Annotated in this window: 14 protein-coding genes; 10 read left to right on the top strand and 4 right to left on the bottom strand. The window is 62.0% G+C overall.

Features of this window, described 5'->3' with window-relative positions:
* Window positions 1-48: 48 nt before the first annotated feature.
* The 4 genes from ACSQ3G_RS15010 to ACSQ3G_RS14995 all read left to right on the top strand — a co-directional run bounded on the left by ACSQ3G_RS15010 (window position 49) and on the right by ACSQ3G_RS14995 (window position 3,111).
* A complete protein-coding gene (locus ACSQ3G_RS15010; RefSeq protein WP_436110594.1) occupies window positions 49-1,101 on the top strand; it encodes a sugar phosphate isomerase/epimerase family protein in 1,053 nt (350 codons plus the stop codon).
* A gap of 155 nt (window positions 1,102-1,256) precedes the next feature.
* The gene (locus ACSQ3G_RS15005) at window positions 1,257-1,484 is read left to right on the top strand and encodes a DUF4160 domain-containing protein (protein ID WP_436110593.1); all 228 of its coding nucleotides are present in this window, start codon (window positions 1,257-1,259) and stop codon (window positions 1,482-1,484) included.
* Window positions 1,477-1,890, top strand: coding sequence for a DUF2442 domain-containing protein (locus ACSQ3G_RS15000; protein WP_436110592.1), 414 nt, complete (start codon window positions 1,477-1,479; stop codon window positions 1,888-1,890). The genes ACSQ3G_RS15005 and ACSQ3G_RS15000 overlap by 8 nt, the downstream gene beginning before the upstream one ends.
* Before the next feature lie 48 nt (window positions 1,891-1,938).
* Window positions 1,939-3,111 carry a Gfo/Idh/MocA family protein gene (locus ACSQ3G_RS14995; RefSeq protein ID WP_436110591.1) on the top strand — a complete coding sequence of 391 codons (1,173 nt, stop codon included), beginning with the start codon at window positions 1,939-1,941 and terminating at the stop codon, window positions 3,109-3,111.
* Between the two features lie 184 nt (window positions 3,112-3,295).
* Here ACSQ3G_RS14995 and ACSQ3G_RS14990 read toward each other — a convergent pair whose 3' ends face one another.
* Window positions 3,296-3,856: a hypothetical protein gene (locus ACSQ3G_RS14990; protein WP_436110590.1), complete on the bottom strand. Its 561-nt coding sequence runs from the start codon at window positions 3,854-3,856 to the stop codon at window positions 3,296-3,298.
* 316 nt (window positions 3,857-4,172) lie between these two features.
* On the opposite strand from ACSQ3G_RS14990, the gene ACSQ3G_RS14985 reads away from it, so the two are divergent.
* The 5 genes from ACSQ3G_RS14985 (at window position 4,173) to ACSQ3G_RS14965 (ending at window position 10,761) form a co-directional block, all read left to right on the top strand.
* Window positions 4,173-5,576 (top strand): GH1 family beta-glucosidase, encoded by a 1,404-nt coding sequence (locus ACSQ3G_RS14985; RefSeq protein ID WP_436111721.1) that lies wholly within the window; start codon window positions 4,173-4,175, stop codon window positions 5,574-5,576.
* Window positions 5,577-5,889: 313 nt separating this feature from the next.
* Window positions 5,890-6,930 (top strand): methionine ABC transporter ATP-binding protein, encoded by a 1,041-nt coding sequence (locus ACSQ3G_RS14980; RefSeq protein WP_436111720.1) that lies wholly within the window; start codon window positions 5,890-5,892, stop codon window positions 6,928-6,930.
* Entirely contained in the window at window positions 6,920-7,588 is a 669-nt protein-coding gene (locus tag ACSQ3G_RS14975; protein WP_046634549.1) for a methionine ABC transporter permease, read from the top strand. Before ACSQ3G_RS14980 ends, ACSQ3G_RS14975 begins: the two co-directional genes overlap by 11 nt.
* A gap of 78 nt (window positions 7,589-7,666) precedes the next feature.
* Window positions 7,667-8,443: a MetQ/NlpA family ABC transporter substrate-binding protein gene (locus tag ACSQ3G_RS14970; protein ID WP_046668305.1), complete on the top strand. Its 777-nt coding sequence runs from the start codon at window positions 7,667-7,669 to the stop codon at window positions 8,441-8,443.
* Window positions 8,444-8,562: 119 nt separating this feature from the next.
* Window positions 8,563-10,761, top strand: a complete 2,199-nt coding sequence (locus ACSQ3G_RS14965; RefSeq protein ID WP_436110589.1) for a bifunctional diguanylate cyclase/phosphodiesterase — start codon at window positions 8,563-8,565, stop codon at window positions 10,759-10,761.
* Window positions 10,762-11,117: 356 nt separating this feature from the next.
* On the opposite strand, the gene trhO is transcribed toward ACSQ3G_RS14965, so the two are convergent.
* Genes trhO through ACSQ3G_RS14950 form a run of 3 tightly spaced genes read right to left on the bottom strand, consistent with a single transcriptional unit; the run spans window position 11,118 to window position 13,556 of the window.
* Complete coding sequence (trhO, locus tag ACSQ3G_RS14960) at window positions 11,118-12,059, bottom strand: oxygen-dependent tRNA uridine(34) hydroxylase TrhO (protein WP_436110588.1); 942 nt, start codon at window positions 12,057-12,059, stop codon at window positions 11,118-11,120.
* Between the two features lie 38 nt (window positions 12,060-12,097).
* On the bottom strand, window positions 12,098-13,084 hold the full coding sequence (locus ACSQ3G_RS14955; protein ID WP_436110587.1) for a CHAD domain-containing protein: 987 nt from the start codon (window positions 13,082-13,084) through the stop codon (window positions 12,098-12,100).
* A complete protein-coding gene (locus ACSQ3G_RS14950; RefSeq protein WP_247033631.1) occupies window positions 13,059-13,556 on the bottom strand; it encodes a CYTH domain-containing protein in 498 nt (165 codons plus the stop codon). Before ACSQ3G_RS14950 ends, ACSQ3G_RS14955 begins: the two co-directional genes overlap by 26 nt.
* A gap of 167 nt (window positions 13,557-13,723) precedes the next feature.
* On the opposite strand from ACSQ3G_RS14950, the gene ACSQ3G_RS14945 reads away from it, so the two are divergent.
* Complete coding sequence (locus ACSQ3G_RS14945; protein ID WP_436110586.1) at window positions 13,724-14,362, top strand: 2-dehydro-3-deoxy-phosphogluconate aldolase; 639 nt, start codon at window positions 13,724-13,726, stop codon at window positions 14,360-14,362.

The raw sequence follows: 14,362 nt of genomic DNA, 5'->3' as shown, positions 1-14,362 counted from the left end.
ATTGAGGCTGCCATTTGCAGGCCATCCAATTTCGGAAGAGGAAACATCATGAAGACGATCAAGGGCCCGGCCATCTTTCTCGGCCAGTTCGCGGGCGATGCGGCACCGTTCAATAGCTGGGACGGGATCACCAAATGGGCGGCGGACAAGGGTTATGTCGGCGTGCAGGTACCAACCTGGGCCGGCCAACTCATCGACCTCAAAAAAGCTGCCTCCTCCAAGGATTATTGCGACGAATTTGCCGGCGTGGCGCGGGCGAACGGCGTCGAGGTGACCGAGCTTTCCACCCATCTCCAGGGTCAGCTCGTCGCCGTGCATCCGGCCTATGACGAGGGGTTCGACGGGTTTGCTGCGCCAGAAGTGCGCGGTAATCCGAAGGCACGCCAGGCCTGGGCGGTCGAGCAGGTGAAAATGGCGATCACAGCTTCGAAGCACCTCGGCATCAAGGCGCATGCGACCTTTTCCGGCGCGCTCGCCTGGCCCTATATGTATCCTTGGCCGCAACGCCCGGCCGGCCTGGTCGAGACTGCCTTCGACGAGCTCGCCAAGCGCTGGACGCCGATCCTCGACCATGCCGATTCCTGCGGCGTCGACGTATGTTACGAAATCCATCCCGGCGAAGACCTGCATGACGGCGTCACATTCGAGATGTTCCTGGAGCGGGTGAAGAACCATCCGCGCGCCAACATGCTCTACGACCCGTCGCATTACGTGCTGCAATGCCTCGACTATCTCGACAACATCGACATCTACAAGGACCGGATCAAGATGTTCCACGTCAAGGACGCGGAATTCAACCCGACCGGCCGGCAGGGTGTTTATGGCGGCTACCAGGGCTGGGTCGGCCGCGCCGGCCGCTTCCGCTCGCCCGGCGACGGCCAGGTGGACTTCGGTTCGATCTTCTCCAAAATGGCCGCCAACGATTTCGACGGCTGGGCCGTGGTCGAATGGGAGTGCGCGCTGAAGAACTCGGAGGACGGAGCCCGCGAAGGCGCCGAATTCGTAAAGGCGCACATCATCGGCGTCACGGAAAAAGCATTCGACGACTTTGCCAGCGGCGGGACCGACGAAGCAGCGAACAGGCGGATGCTCGGGCTTTGAGGAAACAGATCCCCTCCCCAACCCCTCCCCACAAGGGGGAGGGGCTTAGCCTGCCGCACGGCTGACGCTCGATTTTGGGGGAGATGACCGGCAGGCCAGAGAGGGTCTTCTCGGGAGGTGAACTTGAGATACCTAACAAGTTGGGTTATTGATCTATGGTCACCGTCCTGCGGCAGCACGGCCTGCGGTTCGTCGTCTACACGGCGGACCACGAGCCGCCTCACGTGCATGTCTATGGTGACGGCGAAGCGCGGATCGACATTGAGACACTGAAAGTCCTGACCCAGGGCGGGATGTCCGACAGGGATGTCCGCCGAGCGGCCGAAGTCATCGAGGCTAACCGGCAGTTATTCCTGGAGACGTGGAGAAAGTACCATGGTTGAGATCACGGATGCCGAACTCACCCAGGCAAAAAGACGGTGGGAAACGGAGCGGGCACAAAGGCCCATTCCAGTCTCCGTTCGATTCGATGCTGCTTCCGGCCGGATCGTCGTGGAGTTCGCCAACGGGGCCGCTTTCATGGTCCCCGCCCGTTCTCTCGAAGGCTTGGCGGAGGCAACGGATGAACAACTGGCCGAAGTCGAGCTTCTCGGGGAAACCGGCCTGCATTGGGAAAGCCTCGATATAGATTATTCGATTTCCGGCCTCATGAGTGGTGTCTTCGGCAGCCGGACCTTCATGGAGGCACAACGCCGCGGCGGACAATCCAAGTCGCCGCTGAAGATCGCCGCCAGCCGCGCCAACGGCGCCAAGGGCGGCAGGCCCCGCAAGGCTGCAAAGAACTCCTGACTGCCCGGCAGTCGCCACACATTTTCAATCTTTTCGAGGAGAGACATCATGGCAATCGAAGGCAAGGACGAACAGGCGCGGGAGCCGCGCATCCGGCTCGGCATGGTCGGCGGCGGGGCGGGGGCGTTCATCGGGGCGGTGCATCGCATGGCGGCAAGGCTGGACGACCAGTTCGATCTTGTCGCCGGCGCGTTGTCGTCGACGCCGGAAAAGGCGATCGCCTCGGGCCGCGACCTCGGACTCGATCCGTCGCGCACTTATGGTTCCTACAAGGAGATGGCGATCCGCGAGGCGCGGTTGAAGGACGGCATCGAGGCGGTGTCGATCGTCACGCCGAACCACGTGCATTACGAGGCCGCCAAGGAGTTTTTGAAGCGCGGCATCCACGTCATCTGCGATAAGCCGCTGACGTCCAATCTTGCTGACGCCAAGAAGATGAAGAAGGCGGCCGACGAGAGCGGCGCGCTGTTCATCCTCACCCATAATTACACCGGCTATCCGATGGTGCGGCAGGCCCGCGAAATGGTCGCAAACGGCGAGCTCGGAAAGATCCGCGTCGTGCAGGTCGAATATCCGCAGGATTGGTTGACCGAGGCGGTCGAGCAGACGGGTGCCAAGCAGGCCGTCTGGCGCACCGATCCTGCCCAGTCGGGTGCCGGCGGTTCGACCGGCGATATCGGCACGCATGCCTATAACCTCGCCGCCTTCATCACCGGCCTGACGCTCGAAAGTCTCGCCGCCGATCTCGACAGTTTTGTCGAAGGCCGCCGTCTCGACGACAACGCCCATGTGATGCTCCGCTACGAGGGCGGCGCCAAGGGCATGCTCTGGTGCAGTCAGGTGGCGCCCGGCCACGAGAACGGCCTGAAAATCCGTGTCTACGGCACCAAGGGCGGCATCGAATGGGTGCAGGCGGATCCGAACTATCTGTGGTTCACGCCGTTCGGCGAACCGAAGCGCCTGATCACCCGCAACGGCGCCGGCTCCGGTGCCGCGGCAGGACGCGTCAGCCGCATTCCGTCCGGCCACCCGGAAGGTTATCTCGAAGCCTTTGCGACCATCTACACGGAAGCCGCCCGCGCCATCAATGCGGCCAGACAAGGCGTCGCGGTCGACAAGGCGGTGGTCTACCCGACCGTCGACGACGGCGTGAAGGGGGTTGCGTTCGTCGAGGCGTGCGTGGTGTCCTCGAAGAAGAATGGGGCGTGGGTGAAGCTTTAGGGTTTCATAAAAAAGCTCGTGCCGACTTAGTCGGCACGAGCGTCTTTTTGCCAAGAATCTCGCATAGTGATCCTAGCGAAGCAAACTTACTAGATTTTGGTCTGTGTGCGAAGCATTGTATTCTCCTGACTATCCTGACCAAATTGCTGCTTATAGATATAGCGATTGATCGTTAATTTTCCAATTAAAAAATCCGATCGGGCAGTAGTTGAAGTTCGATCGAGTCGCTGATGGCCAGACCTAATTGGAGAACGACCCGGATGTCCGAGACAATGTCAAACATCACCTCTTCGCGCCCCTGTTGCGAGATGCGGGTAAAGGACTCCTTGTCAACAGCACTCACGTCTATCGCCAAATCAGCAAGTTTCCCATAAAATTCCACGATGTTCTTAATCATCACATCCGGAAGGTCTTGAAGAACTTCCGTCCGAGAATTGTAAATAACTGAAAAATAGCTGAACGTAAGGAATGGCCTATTTCGTTTATTTAATGCCATGAATTGATTTATTTCGAAACTCGTTGGTATTCCATTAGCGGCCCGTTCAAGGCTTCTGACGTTAAGCTTTATTTCTTCCGCGAGGGCCTTAATAAAGCTCTTTCTTGCTTGCCTCTTTTTCTTTCGTTCAACGTAGGAATTGATAAGCAATCCTGTGAGAAACAGCGCAAGCGTGACGAAAAGACCCAAATCAATTTTCGAAGAAATGCACATCCCGAGAAAAGGGTAACATTCCGGTGGCAAGGGCATCAGGCAAGCTCCGTTAGCTAGTTAGTTATACTACCATAGGTTATCTATTCTGGTTGGTATATATATCTTTTGGGATGTGGTCGCTGGCGCTTGGATTTTGGTAAATAACGTCTCAGAGGCTTCCGATTCCGATGGTCAATTCGCTGCCGGAAGTAAGCCCTTGCTCGAAAAGAGCAGGACGCGGGTACGCGGCCCTGCAACGTTTCAGAATTCTCATCTGTACAACGGCGTCCCGCTTGGTTAAACCGCCGCGAAAGGTGGTCCGGCAGACCCCTCGCGCAACAGATATGGCGGCATCCTCATGACCGATCCCAAGATGAGCAATCCCCAGCCTCGCAATCTCAAAACGCCCGATGCCGAAAAATTCGCGTCTCGCTTTCCCGGCGATTTCCTATGGGGCGTCGCGACGGCCTCCTACCAGATCGAAGGGTCCACCAAGGCGGATGGCCGCAAGCCATCGATCTGGGATGCCTTTTCGAAGATGCCGGGCCGGGTCTATCAGGGGCATAACGGCGATGTCGCCTGCGATCATTACAATCGCTGGGAAGAGGATCTCGATCTCATCAAGGAGATGGGCGTCGAAGCCTACCGGTTCTCGATCGCCTGGCCGCGGATCATCCCCGACGGTACCGGGCGGATCAACGAGAAGGGGCTGGATTTCTACGATCGCCTCATCGACGGCTGCAAGGCGCGCGGCATCAAGACCTATGCGACGCTCTACCATTGGGACCTGCCGCTTTCGCTGATGGGCGAGGGTGGCTGGGCGGCACGCTCGACGGCCTATGCCTTCCAGCGTTACGCCAAGGTGGTGATGGCGCGGCTCGGCGACCGGCTGGATGCGGTTGCGACCTTCAACGAGCCCTGGTGCATCGTCTGGCTCAGCCACCTCTACGGCATCCATGCGCCGGGCGAGAAGAACATGCAGGCGGCGCTCGCCGCCATGCACCACGTCAATCTCGCCCACGGCCTCGGCGTCGAGGCGATCCGGCATGTGACGCCGGACGTGCCGGTCGGCACCGTCATCAACGCGGCATCGATCATCGCCGGCTCGGAGAGCCCGGCCGATCTCGCAGCTGCCGAACGCGCCCACCAGTTCCACAACGGCGCCTTCTTCGATCCGGTCTTCAAGGGCGAATATCCGCAGCAATTCCTGGAAGCGCTCGGCGATCGCATGCCGGTCGTCGAAGACGGCGACCTGAAGGTCATCAGCCAGAAGCTCGACTGGTGGGGCCTCAACTACTATAAGCCGGACCGTGTCCATGACGAACCCGCGCGCAGCGGCGATTTCCCCTGGACGATAGAGGCCAAGCCCGCCAGCGACGTCAAGACCGATATCGGCTGGGAAGTCTATGCGCCGGGGCTGAAGCTGCTGGTCGAGGATCTCTATCGCCGCTACGACCTGCCGGACTGCTACATCACCGAGAACGGCGCCTGCTACAATATGGAGCCGGTGGGCGGCGAGGTGGATGACCAGCCGCGTCTGGATTATTATGTCCAGCACCTTTCGGTCGTCGCCGACCTGATCAGGGACGGTTACCCGATGAAGGGTTATTTCGCCTGGAGCCTGATGGACAATTTCGAATGGGCGGAAGGCTACCGCATGCGGTTTGGCCTCGTGCATGTGAATTACGAGACCCAGGAACGGACGATCAAGAAGAGCGGCAAGTGGTATCGCGAGCTGGCTTCGTTATTCCCCAAGGGAAACCATAAACAGGGCTGATTTCGCAGATGCTGGAAGATTTTTTCTGCTTTGTGAGATAATTGAAAAAACATCCCTGTCAAACGCAGGCGCGTCCGGGCATTTATGCGGCATCGAAAAGGCCGCCAGCCTTACATATTGCCCTCTGGGAAAACGACCAAGATGCTCCGGAAAGTCGCCTGTCATCGAATGTGCCGCCTCGTCCGATAGCTGGACAGCGATAAATATCCGGTGTCGGTCGCCGGGATGATGCGACTTAAATCTGAGAGCTGAAATGACAATCCTTCATACTGCGGTCGAAACCGCGCCGTCTCCCTTGGTAGCCGAAAGGCCGATGGTGGCGTTCGAGGCGGTAATCAAGCGGTTCGGCGGTGCCGACGACAAGAGCCAGTTCACCGCGCTCGACGGCATCGATCTTTCCGTGGCGCGTGGCGCGATCACCGGCATCATCGGCCGGTCGGGCGCCGGCAAGTCGACGTTGATCCGCCTCGTCAACGGGCTGGAAAAAGCGACCTCCGGCCGCGTCGTCGTCGATGGTGTCGAGGTGGGCGGCCTGTCGGAAAACGGGCTTCGGGATCTGCGCCGCCAGGTCGGCATGATCTTCCAGCATTTCAACCTTCTCTCGTCGCGCACGGCGTACGAGAACGTCGCGCTGCCGCTCGAGATCGCCGGGCTTTCTGCCACGGCGATCCGCGACAAAGTGGCGCCGTTGATCGATCTGGTTGGCCTTGGCGACAAATCGGACCGCTACCCGGCCGAGCTTTCCGGCGGCCAGAAGCAGCGCATCGGCATTGCCCGGGCGCTCGCCACCTCACCGAAACTGCTGCTTTCGGACGAGGCGACCTCGGCGCTCGACCCGGAAACCACGCAGTCGATCCTGGCGCTGCTGAAGCGCATCAATGCAGAGCTTGGCCTCACCGTGCTTTTGATCACCCACGAGATGGAGGTGGTGAAGACCATCGCCTCCGACGTCGCGGTGATCGACCGCGGCAAGATCGTCGAGGCGGGCCGCACCTTCGACGTCTTTACCGGCGCCAAGCACGAGACGACCCGCTCGCTTCTGTCGGCAGCCCTCGGCACCAACCTGCCGGAATGGATCCGCTCGAACCTGAAGCCGCAGCCGTCTGTCGGCGACCGGGTGCTGGTGCGGCTGATCTTCTTCGGCTCGACGGCCTTCCAGCCGCTGACCGCCCGGCTGGTCACCGAACTCGGCGCCGACGTCAACATCCTCGCCGGCACGATCGAGGAAATCGCCGGCGAACCCTACGGCTCGCTGGTCGTCGCGTATCCGGCCGATCCTGCCGTCACGGAACGCGCCGAGCGCTTCTATGCCGCAACCGGTCTTTCCACGGAGGTGCTCGGTTATGTCGCCTGACATGCTCTTCAACCTGCTCCTGAAAGCGCTTGGCCAGACGCTGCAGATGGTCGCGGTCGCCGGCCTGATCGGCGCACTGATCGGCCTGCCGATCGGCGTGTTCCTGGCAACCAGCGGCAAGGGCGAGCTTTTCCCCGCACCGGCCCTGAACCGAATCATCGGGGCGATCGTCAATGCGGCCCGCTCTACGCCGTTCATCATCCTGGTCGTGGCGATCATCCCGTTCACGCGCCTCGTCACCGGTACCTCGATCGGTACCTATGCGGCGATCGTGCCGCTGACGGTGGCAACCATTCCCTTTGTCGCGCGCCTTGCCGAAGCGGCGATCCGCGAGGTCGACAAGGGCCTGATCGAGGCTGCGCGCGCCATGGGGGCGACACCGCTGCAGATCGTCTTCAAGGTGCTGCTCGCCGAGGCCAAACCGGGCCTGACGCTGGCGCTGACGCTCACCCTCGTCAGCCTGGTCGGTTATTCGGCCATGGTCGGGGCGGTCGGCGGCGGAGGCCTCGGCGATCTCGGCATCCGCTACGGCTACCAGCGCTTCATGCCGGATGTGATGCTCGCCGTCGTCGTCGTGCTGATCGTGCTTGTCCAGGCGATCCAGAGCCTGGGCGACGCGCTTGCCCGCCGCTTCGACAAGCGCAACCGCAAGACCTGAAATCATTCCGAAAACCAGCCTCCCAAGACGCAGACCCCAAGAAGACTGGCGCATATAAGCAAACCCAAGGAGACACTTATGAAGAAGCTCATCATCGCCGCGGCACTCGCCGCCTTCGCTGCCGGCCCGGCGCTTGCCGAGGACATCAAGATCGGCGTCACCCCCGGCCCGCATGCCCAGATCATGGAAAAGGTGAAGGAAGTCGCGGCCACCAAGGGCCTCAACATCCAGATCCTCGAATTCTCCGATTACGTCGTGCCGAACCAGGCGCTGGCCGATGGCGAACTCAACGCCAATTCCTTCCAGCACCAGCCCTATCTCGACAATCAGGTCAAGGATCGCAAGTTCGACATTGTCGGCGTCGCGCAGACCGTCAACTTCCCGATGGGCGTCTATTCCAAGAAGGTGAAGAGCCTCGCCGATCTGAAGCAGGGCGCCACCGTCGCCATCCCCAACGATCCGACCAATGGCGGCCGGGCGCTGCTCATCCTCGCCGACCAGGGCCTGATCAAGGTCAACGCCGCCAAGGGCCTGAAGATCGGCCCGGCCGACGTCACCGAAAACGCCAAGAAGATCGAGTTTGCCGAACTCGACGCCGCCCAGCTGCCGCGTTCGCTCGACGACGTCGATGCGTCGGTGATCAACACCAACTACGCATTGGAAGCCGGCCTCAACCCGAAGACCGATCCGATCGCCAAGGAAGGCGAAAAGGCCCCTTACATCAACATCATCGCCGTCAAGTCCAAGGACAAGGATGCGGCCTGGGTCAAGACGCTCGTGGAAGCCTATCACAGCGCTCCGGTGAAGGACTTCGTCAACACCCAGTTCAAGGGCGCCGTCATCGCCGCCTGGTAATAATATAGAATTTTCGAAAATACCTGGTGGGCCGGCTCTCAAGTGTGGGGGCCGGCCTTTTCCTTTAACGCTATCTGAAGGAATACCCGCGAAAGATGTAGGGCTTCATGAGGTCTTCGATGCGGCTTCTTCCGCCCCGCTTTCGCCGCTCCGCAACACTTGGCCGTCGCTCCGCCGTGACGTCGATGCTGCTTGCTTTCGCGGTGGTTGTGGTGCTGGTGACGATCTTCATCCTGACGGCGCTCGACCGCGTCGCCGACTATGCCAATCGCCTCGACGACGAGCGCTCGCGCGAGACGACCTCCGGTGCGATCCAGACGTTCCAGGAGCAGCTGCATGCGACGCTGAACGACTACGCGGCGTGGGACGATGCTGCCCAGTTCGTCTATGCCGGCGACGATGCCTGGGTCGTCGGCAACTATGGCGACATGACCGCCAACAGCGATCTTTTCGACGTGGCGCTCGTCATGGATACCGATCGCAATGTTCTGATGGCCTATCAGGACGGCGCTCCCGTCACCTGGTCGCCGCAGAATTATTTCGACACCTCGCTCTGGACGCTGTTCGACAAAGCAAGCAGTGCCGGCGCCGGAACCGTGCCGGAGGCGGTGGGTTTCGTGGGGACCAAAAACGGCATCGCGGCCGTCGGCGTGGCGCTCATCCGCCAGAAATCCGGTGAACTCGCCCAGCCCGTCGAGGGGCGCCGGTTTCTGATCTTTGGCCGGCATCTCGACGAGAAGAAGATCCTGAAGCTCTCGGAAACCTATGTCATCGGAGGGCTTCGTTTCGCCGGTGCCGGCGATACGGTTCCCAACATGGTTGAGATCCGCAATATCCACGGCAAGGCGCTGCAGAGGCTCGTCTGGAATTCGCGCGTGCCCGGCAATACCGCATATCTGCAGGTCCGGCCGCTCGTCTATTGCGCGCTGGCGATGGTCGGCCTGTTTTTCCTCCTCCTCTTCGTCAGCGGCAGCAATACGCTCAACCGCCTCAAGGCGGACGAGGCGGCGGCGCGGCATCTGGCCATGAGCGACCGGCTGAGCGGGCTTCTCAATCGCGCCGGGTTTTTTGCAGCACTCGACGCTCTGGTCGTGCAAAGCCGCCGCAGCAACGAGGACGTGGCGCTGCTCTATCTCGATCTCGACGGGTTCAAGGAAGTCAACGACGCCTATGGCCATGGCACCGGCGACAAGCTGATCCGCGGCGTTGCGGCCGGCCTCAAGACGCTGGTCGGCGATACGGCGACCCTTGCCCGCGTCGGCGGCGACGAATTCGCCATCGCGCTGGCCAGCACGGATATCGGAAGGGTAGTGGATACGCTGAGCGACCGCATTCTCGGTTTCTTCGACGAACCCTTCGTGATCGGCGAAAGGGTGGCGACGATCGGCACCTGCATCGGCGTTGCCATTTCGCCACGCGGCAAGGTCTCCGGCGAGGAACTGGTGCGGCGTTCCGACATGGCGATGTATCACGCCAAGGAAACCGGCCGCGGCCGGACCGAATATTACCGGCCGGAAATGGATGCCGAGCGCGAAGAGCGCAACATGCTGGAGATCGACCTCAGGATTGCCATCGAGCGCCGCGAGATCAACGTCGTCTACCAGCCGGTCGTCGATGCCAGGACATGGCGCATCATCGGCGTCGAGGCGCTGGCGCGCTGGCACCGCACGGGCTACGGTCCCGTACCTCCCGACGTCTTCATCCCCATCGCCGAATCCACCGGCCTCATCGACCAGCTCGGCCTGTTCGTGCTGCACCGCGCCTGCGAGACGCTGACGCTGTGGCCGGAGCTCAAGCTCGCGGTCAACATCTCCCCCGGCCAGTTCCGCGATCCGGCGTTTGCCGTGCACGTCGCTTCGGTGTTCCGCAAGACCGCAACCGATCCTTCCCGCATCACGCTCGAAATGACCGAGGGCTATTTCATCCAGAACCCGGAACGCGCCCGCGCCGCGCTCGCCAAGCTCAAGCAGCTCGGGGTGAAGATCGCGCTCGACGATTTCGGCGCCGGCTTTTCGAGCGTAGGGTACCTGCGCCAGTTCGGCTTCGACCGGATGAAGATCGACAAGTCGCTGGTGCACGCGCTGGAAGAGGGCGGCCGCGCCGTCGATCTTCTGCAGGCGACCGTGGCGCTCGCCCGCTCGCTCGAAATCCCGGTGACCGCCGAGGGCGTCGAGACGGAAGCGCAGGCGATGCAGATGAGGCTCACCGGCTGCGACGAGTTGCAGGGCTACCTGTTCGGCAAGCCGATGTCATCGCAGGAAATCGACATCATCTACCGCGGCAACCGCCTGCCGGGCGGGATGAGCGGAGCGGCGTAAGCAGCTTCCTGTTCCGGGCGATCGGATGTGGAGACGGAGGGCGCGGCGAACTCCCCCTGATCTCCCCCCTTGAGGGGGAGATGTCACCGAAGGTGACAGAGGGGGGTGGCGCCGCGAACTCCGCTGCCGAAGAGTGTGCCGCAGCACCCCCCTCTGCCCTGCCGGGCATCTCCCCCTCAAGGGGGGAGATCGGCCAGCCGCGGCGTCTCCGTTCCCCGAAACATCTGGCTCGACCCTGGCCGGTCACCGAGCGAAGTGGAGACGGGTGACAAAGGCTGGGAGTTCGCGGCGTGTGTCCTTCTTCTCGTCAAAACGGGGAGAAGGTTCCGGCAGGGGATGAGGGGCTTATCCCGGCCCTATCCGCCGATATGCCTCACGCCACGCTTCCTGGCGAGCGCGATCTGCAATTGGCGCTGGCGGTAGCGATCGCGGTCTTCCTCGGTGCGGGTCGGGTAGCAGGTGGAGCAGGAGACGCCTTCCTCGTAGTGGGGCGAGGTCACTTCTTCCGCGGTGATCGGGCTGCGGCAGGCGTGGCAGAGCTTGTGGTTGCCCTCCTTCAAGCCGTGCTCCACGGAGACCCGCTCGTCGAAGACGAAGCAGGCGCCTTCCCAGAGGCTTTCCTCTGCGGGCACCTCTTCGAGATATTTGAGGATGCCGCCCTTCAGGTGAAAGACCTCGTCGAAGCCCTGTTCCTTCATGAAGGCCGTGGCCTTCTCGCAGCGGATGCCGCCGGTGCAGTACATGGCGATCTTCGGCTTGTTGTGGAGGCCGGAATTGTTCTTAACCCAGTCGGGAAACTCGCGAAACGTCTTGGTTTGCGGATCGACCGCGCCCTTGAAGATGCCGATCGCCGTTTCGTAATCGTTGCGGGTGTCGATGACGATCGTTTCCGGATCGGAGATCAGCGCGTTCCAGTCCTTCGGCTCGACATAGGTGCCGACGATGCGCTTGGGGTCGATATCCTCGACGCCCATGGTGACGATTTCCTTCTTCGGCCGCACCTTCATGCGCAGGAAGGGCATCTTCGACGCGCGGCTTTCCTTGTGCTCGAGGCCTGCGAATTCCGGCTGGGCGCGCAGATAGGCGAGAAGGCCTGATATCGCCGCGTCGGAACCGGCAACCGTGCCGTTGATCCCCTCGCGGGCGATCAGCAGCGTGCCCTTGATGCCGTTTTCGTCGCAGAAGGCCTGCAGCGGCTCGCGGAAGCTCTCATAGCGGTCGAAACGCGCAAAATGATAGAGCGCGGCGACGAGCCAGGCGCCCGTCGCTTCCGGTTTGGCCTCCGGGCGGGTTTGCATGATGTTTTCGGTCATGGCGCTGAAATACAGTTTCCGGACTATCCGCGCAACGCGGTTTCTTTCTCATGCGCCGCGACAGCCCTGTGCAGCTTTGCCGCACGGCGCTCCTTGCGGGGCGCGGTGGCCGCCTTTTCCCATAGCAGCGCGATCAGGCCGCTTTCCGTCTCGGCGCTGTCGGCAAACACCCCGTGGGCGGCTTCCAGGCCTTCGTGCCGCAGCGCCTGCTGGCGGGCGATGATGGCGCCGAGCACCCGGGCCAGCGTGTCGCTGTCGCCGAACAGTTCAGGATTTTCGTTGACGAGCCCGGTCAGCACCGAAAGATCGTGTTCGTGGCCGAGCAGATCGACCAGGGCCTTCGCCTGCTGCTGCTTGGCGAGCATGGCGGAAGGCCAGATTCCGCCGAGCAGCGACAGGTGCATCCAGTAGGTCTGTCCGCATTTGCGCAGCCCGTGATAGGTCTCCGCATCGCCGTGTTCCTCGCAGCCCGCGAGTGCGCCGAGCGCCTTCTCGCGCTGGTCCTTCCAGGCCTTGGCGAGCCGTTTGGCCGACTTGTGCGGGTCGTCGTCGAGGTCGAGGTCGTCGAGGGCCGCGATCGCCGCGCGGCAGGTGTCGGCGGCGGCCGCCATCTTGGCCGGCAGGTCGTGTTCCTCCGAAGCGATCCGGTCGCGACGTTCGCTGAGCGCCTTGGAGGCCGCGGTGAGGGCGGCAAGCTCTTCGGGAGAGCCTGCATGGCCGGCGAGATAATCGACCGTCTCGACCAGCGCGGTGGCGTCGCGCACGGCCGACAGCGTCTGCGCCATGTCGCGGATGCGGGTGTTTTCCTGCCGGCGGAACGTTTTTGCGTCCGGCTGTACCAACCGGTAGAGGGCACGCACCCGCTTGAAGCGTTTTCGCGCGTCGTGGACCGCTTCGTGTTGGCCGTCCGGCTGGTCTTCGAGCAGCCGGATCGCGTGGGAAAGCTGGCTTTCCGCAACCGACCGGAACTCGTCGGTGAAGGATTTAGCGGGCCGCAGACGGTACGCCATGACACAATTCTCCGCTCAAATCTTCGGTCGCCATCACCATGTTGGAATATCGCCGGTCGCCGGTGATCTCCTCGCCGATCCAGTCCGGGATGTCGGGCAGGGCGCCTTCGTCCTCGATCTCGACCTCGGCGACGACCAAACCCTTGTAGGCTCCGTCATAGACATCCACTTCCCAGGTATAACCCCCGTGCCGGACCTCGTGGCGGGTCTTTTCGAGCACGATGCCGACGGCGGCGTTCGCCATCTCCTCGGCATCGCCCAGTGGAATTTCGTATTCGAATTCGTCGCGGGCCAGCAGTTCGCGGCCGATCTTGATGGTCAGCTTGGCGCGCTTGCCGTCCATGATCCGCACCCGCACCGAGCGGTCGTCGCCGGATGCGACATAGGCCTGCAGGAAATCGGAGGATGACGACACCTCCGAGCGCCAGCCGTCGCTCTTCACCAGAAATTTCCGTTCGATTTCCTTGGCCATACTTTGCCCGCCACCCCGGGAACATTTACCAACCGCTACAACCCTAGTGCAAACTCTTCGTCCCGCAAACCTGTTAGACGATGGAGCCTGTTTTTTCTCGACAATGACGGGCTTGAGGGGTATCTCGGCCTTAAAGTTTTCAATCGTTTTTCGCGGAGACCTGACCCATGACCGGCAAGACCGAAAAGCTGCTTTCCATCCTGAAACTGCAGCCGGTGGTGCCGGTGCTGATCGTTGATGACGCGAAGTCGGCTGTGGGCCTGGCGCGCGCGCTGGTCGCCGGCGGGCTGAGGGCGATCGAGATCACCATGCGCACGCCGGCAGCCCTCGATGCTGTCAGGGCGGTAGCCGACGAAGTCGAAGGCGCCAATGTCGGCGCCGGCACCATCCTCAATGCCCGCGACTACGAGGCGGCCGTCAAGGCGGGCTCGACCTTCATCGTCTCGCCCGGCGTGACCCCCGGTGTACTGTCCGCCGCCAAGGACTCTCCCGTGCCGCTGCTGCCGGGTGCTGCGACAGCCAGTGAAGTGATGACGCTGCGCGAGGCCGGCTATGAGGTGCTGAAATTTTTCCCCGCCGAACAGGCCGGCGGCGCCGCTTACCTGAAGGCGCTGTCCTCGCCGCTCGCCGGCACGCTGTTCTGCCCGACCGGCGGCATTTCGCTGAAGAACGCCAACGACTACCTGTCGCTGCCGAACGTCATCTGCGTCGGCGGCTCCTGGGTGGCGCCGAAGGATCTGGTCTCGGCTGGCGACTGGGCCGGCATCACCAAGCTCGCTTCGGAAGCGGCGGCGCTGAAGGCGTAG

The organism is Neorhizobium tomejilense (genome assembly GCF_964254135.1).
Lineage (GTDB): Bacteria > Pseudomonadota > Alphaproteobacteria > Rhizobiales > Rhizobiaceae > Neorhizobium > Neorhizobium tomejilense.
The sequence above is the reverse complement of the archived record's forward strand: the minus strand, read 5'-3'. Positions and strand labels throughout refer to the sequence as shown.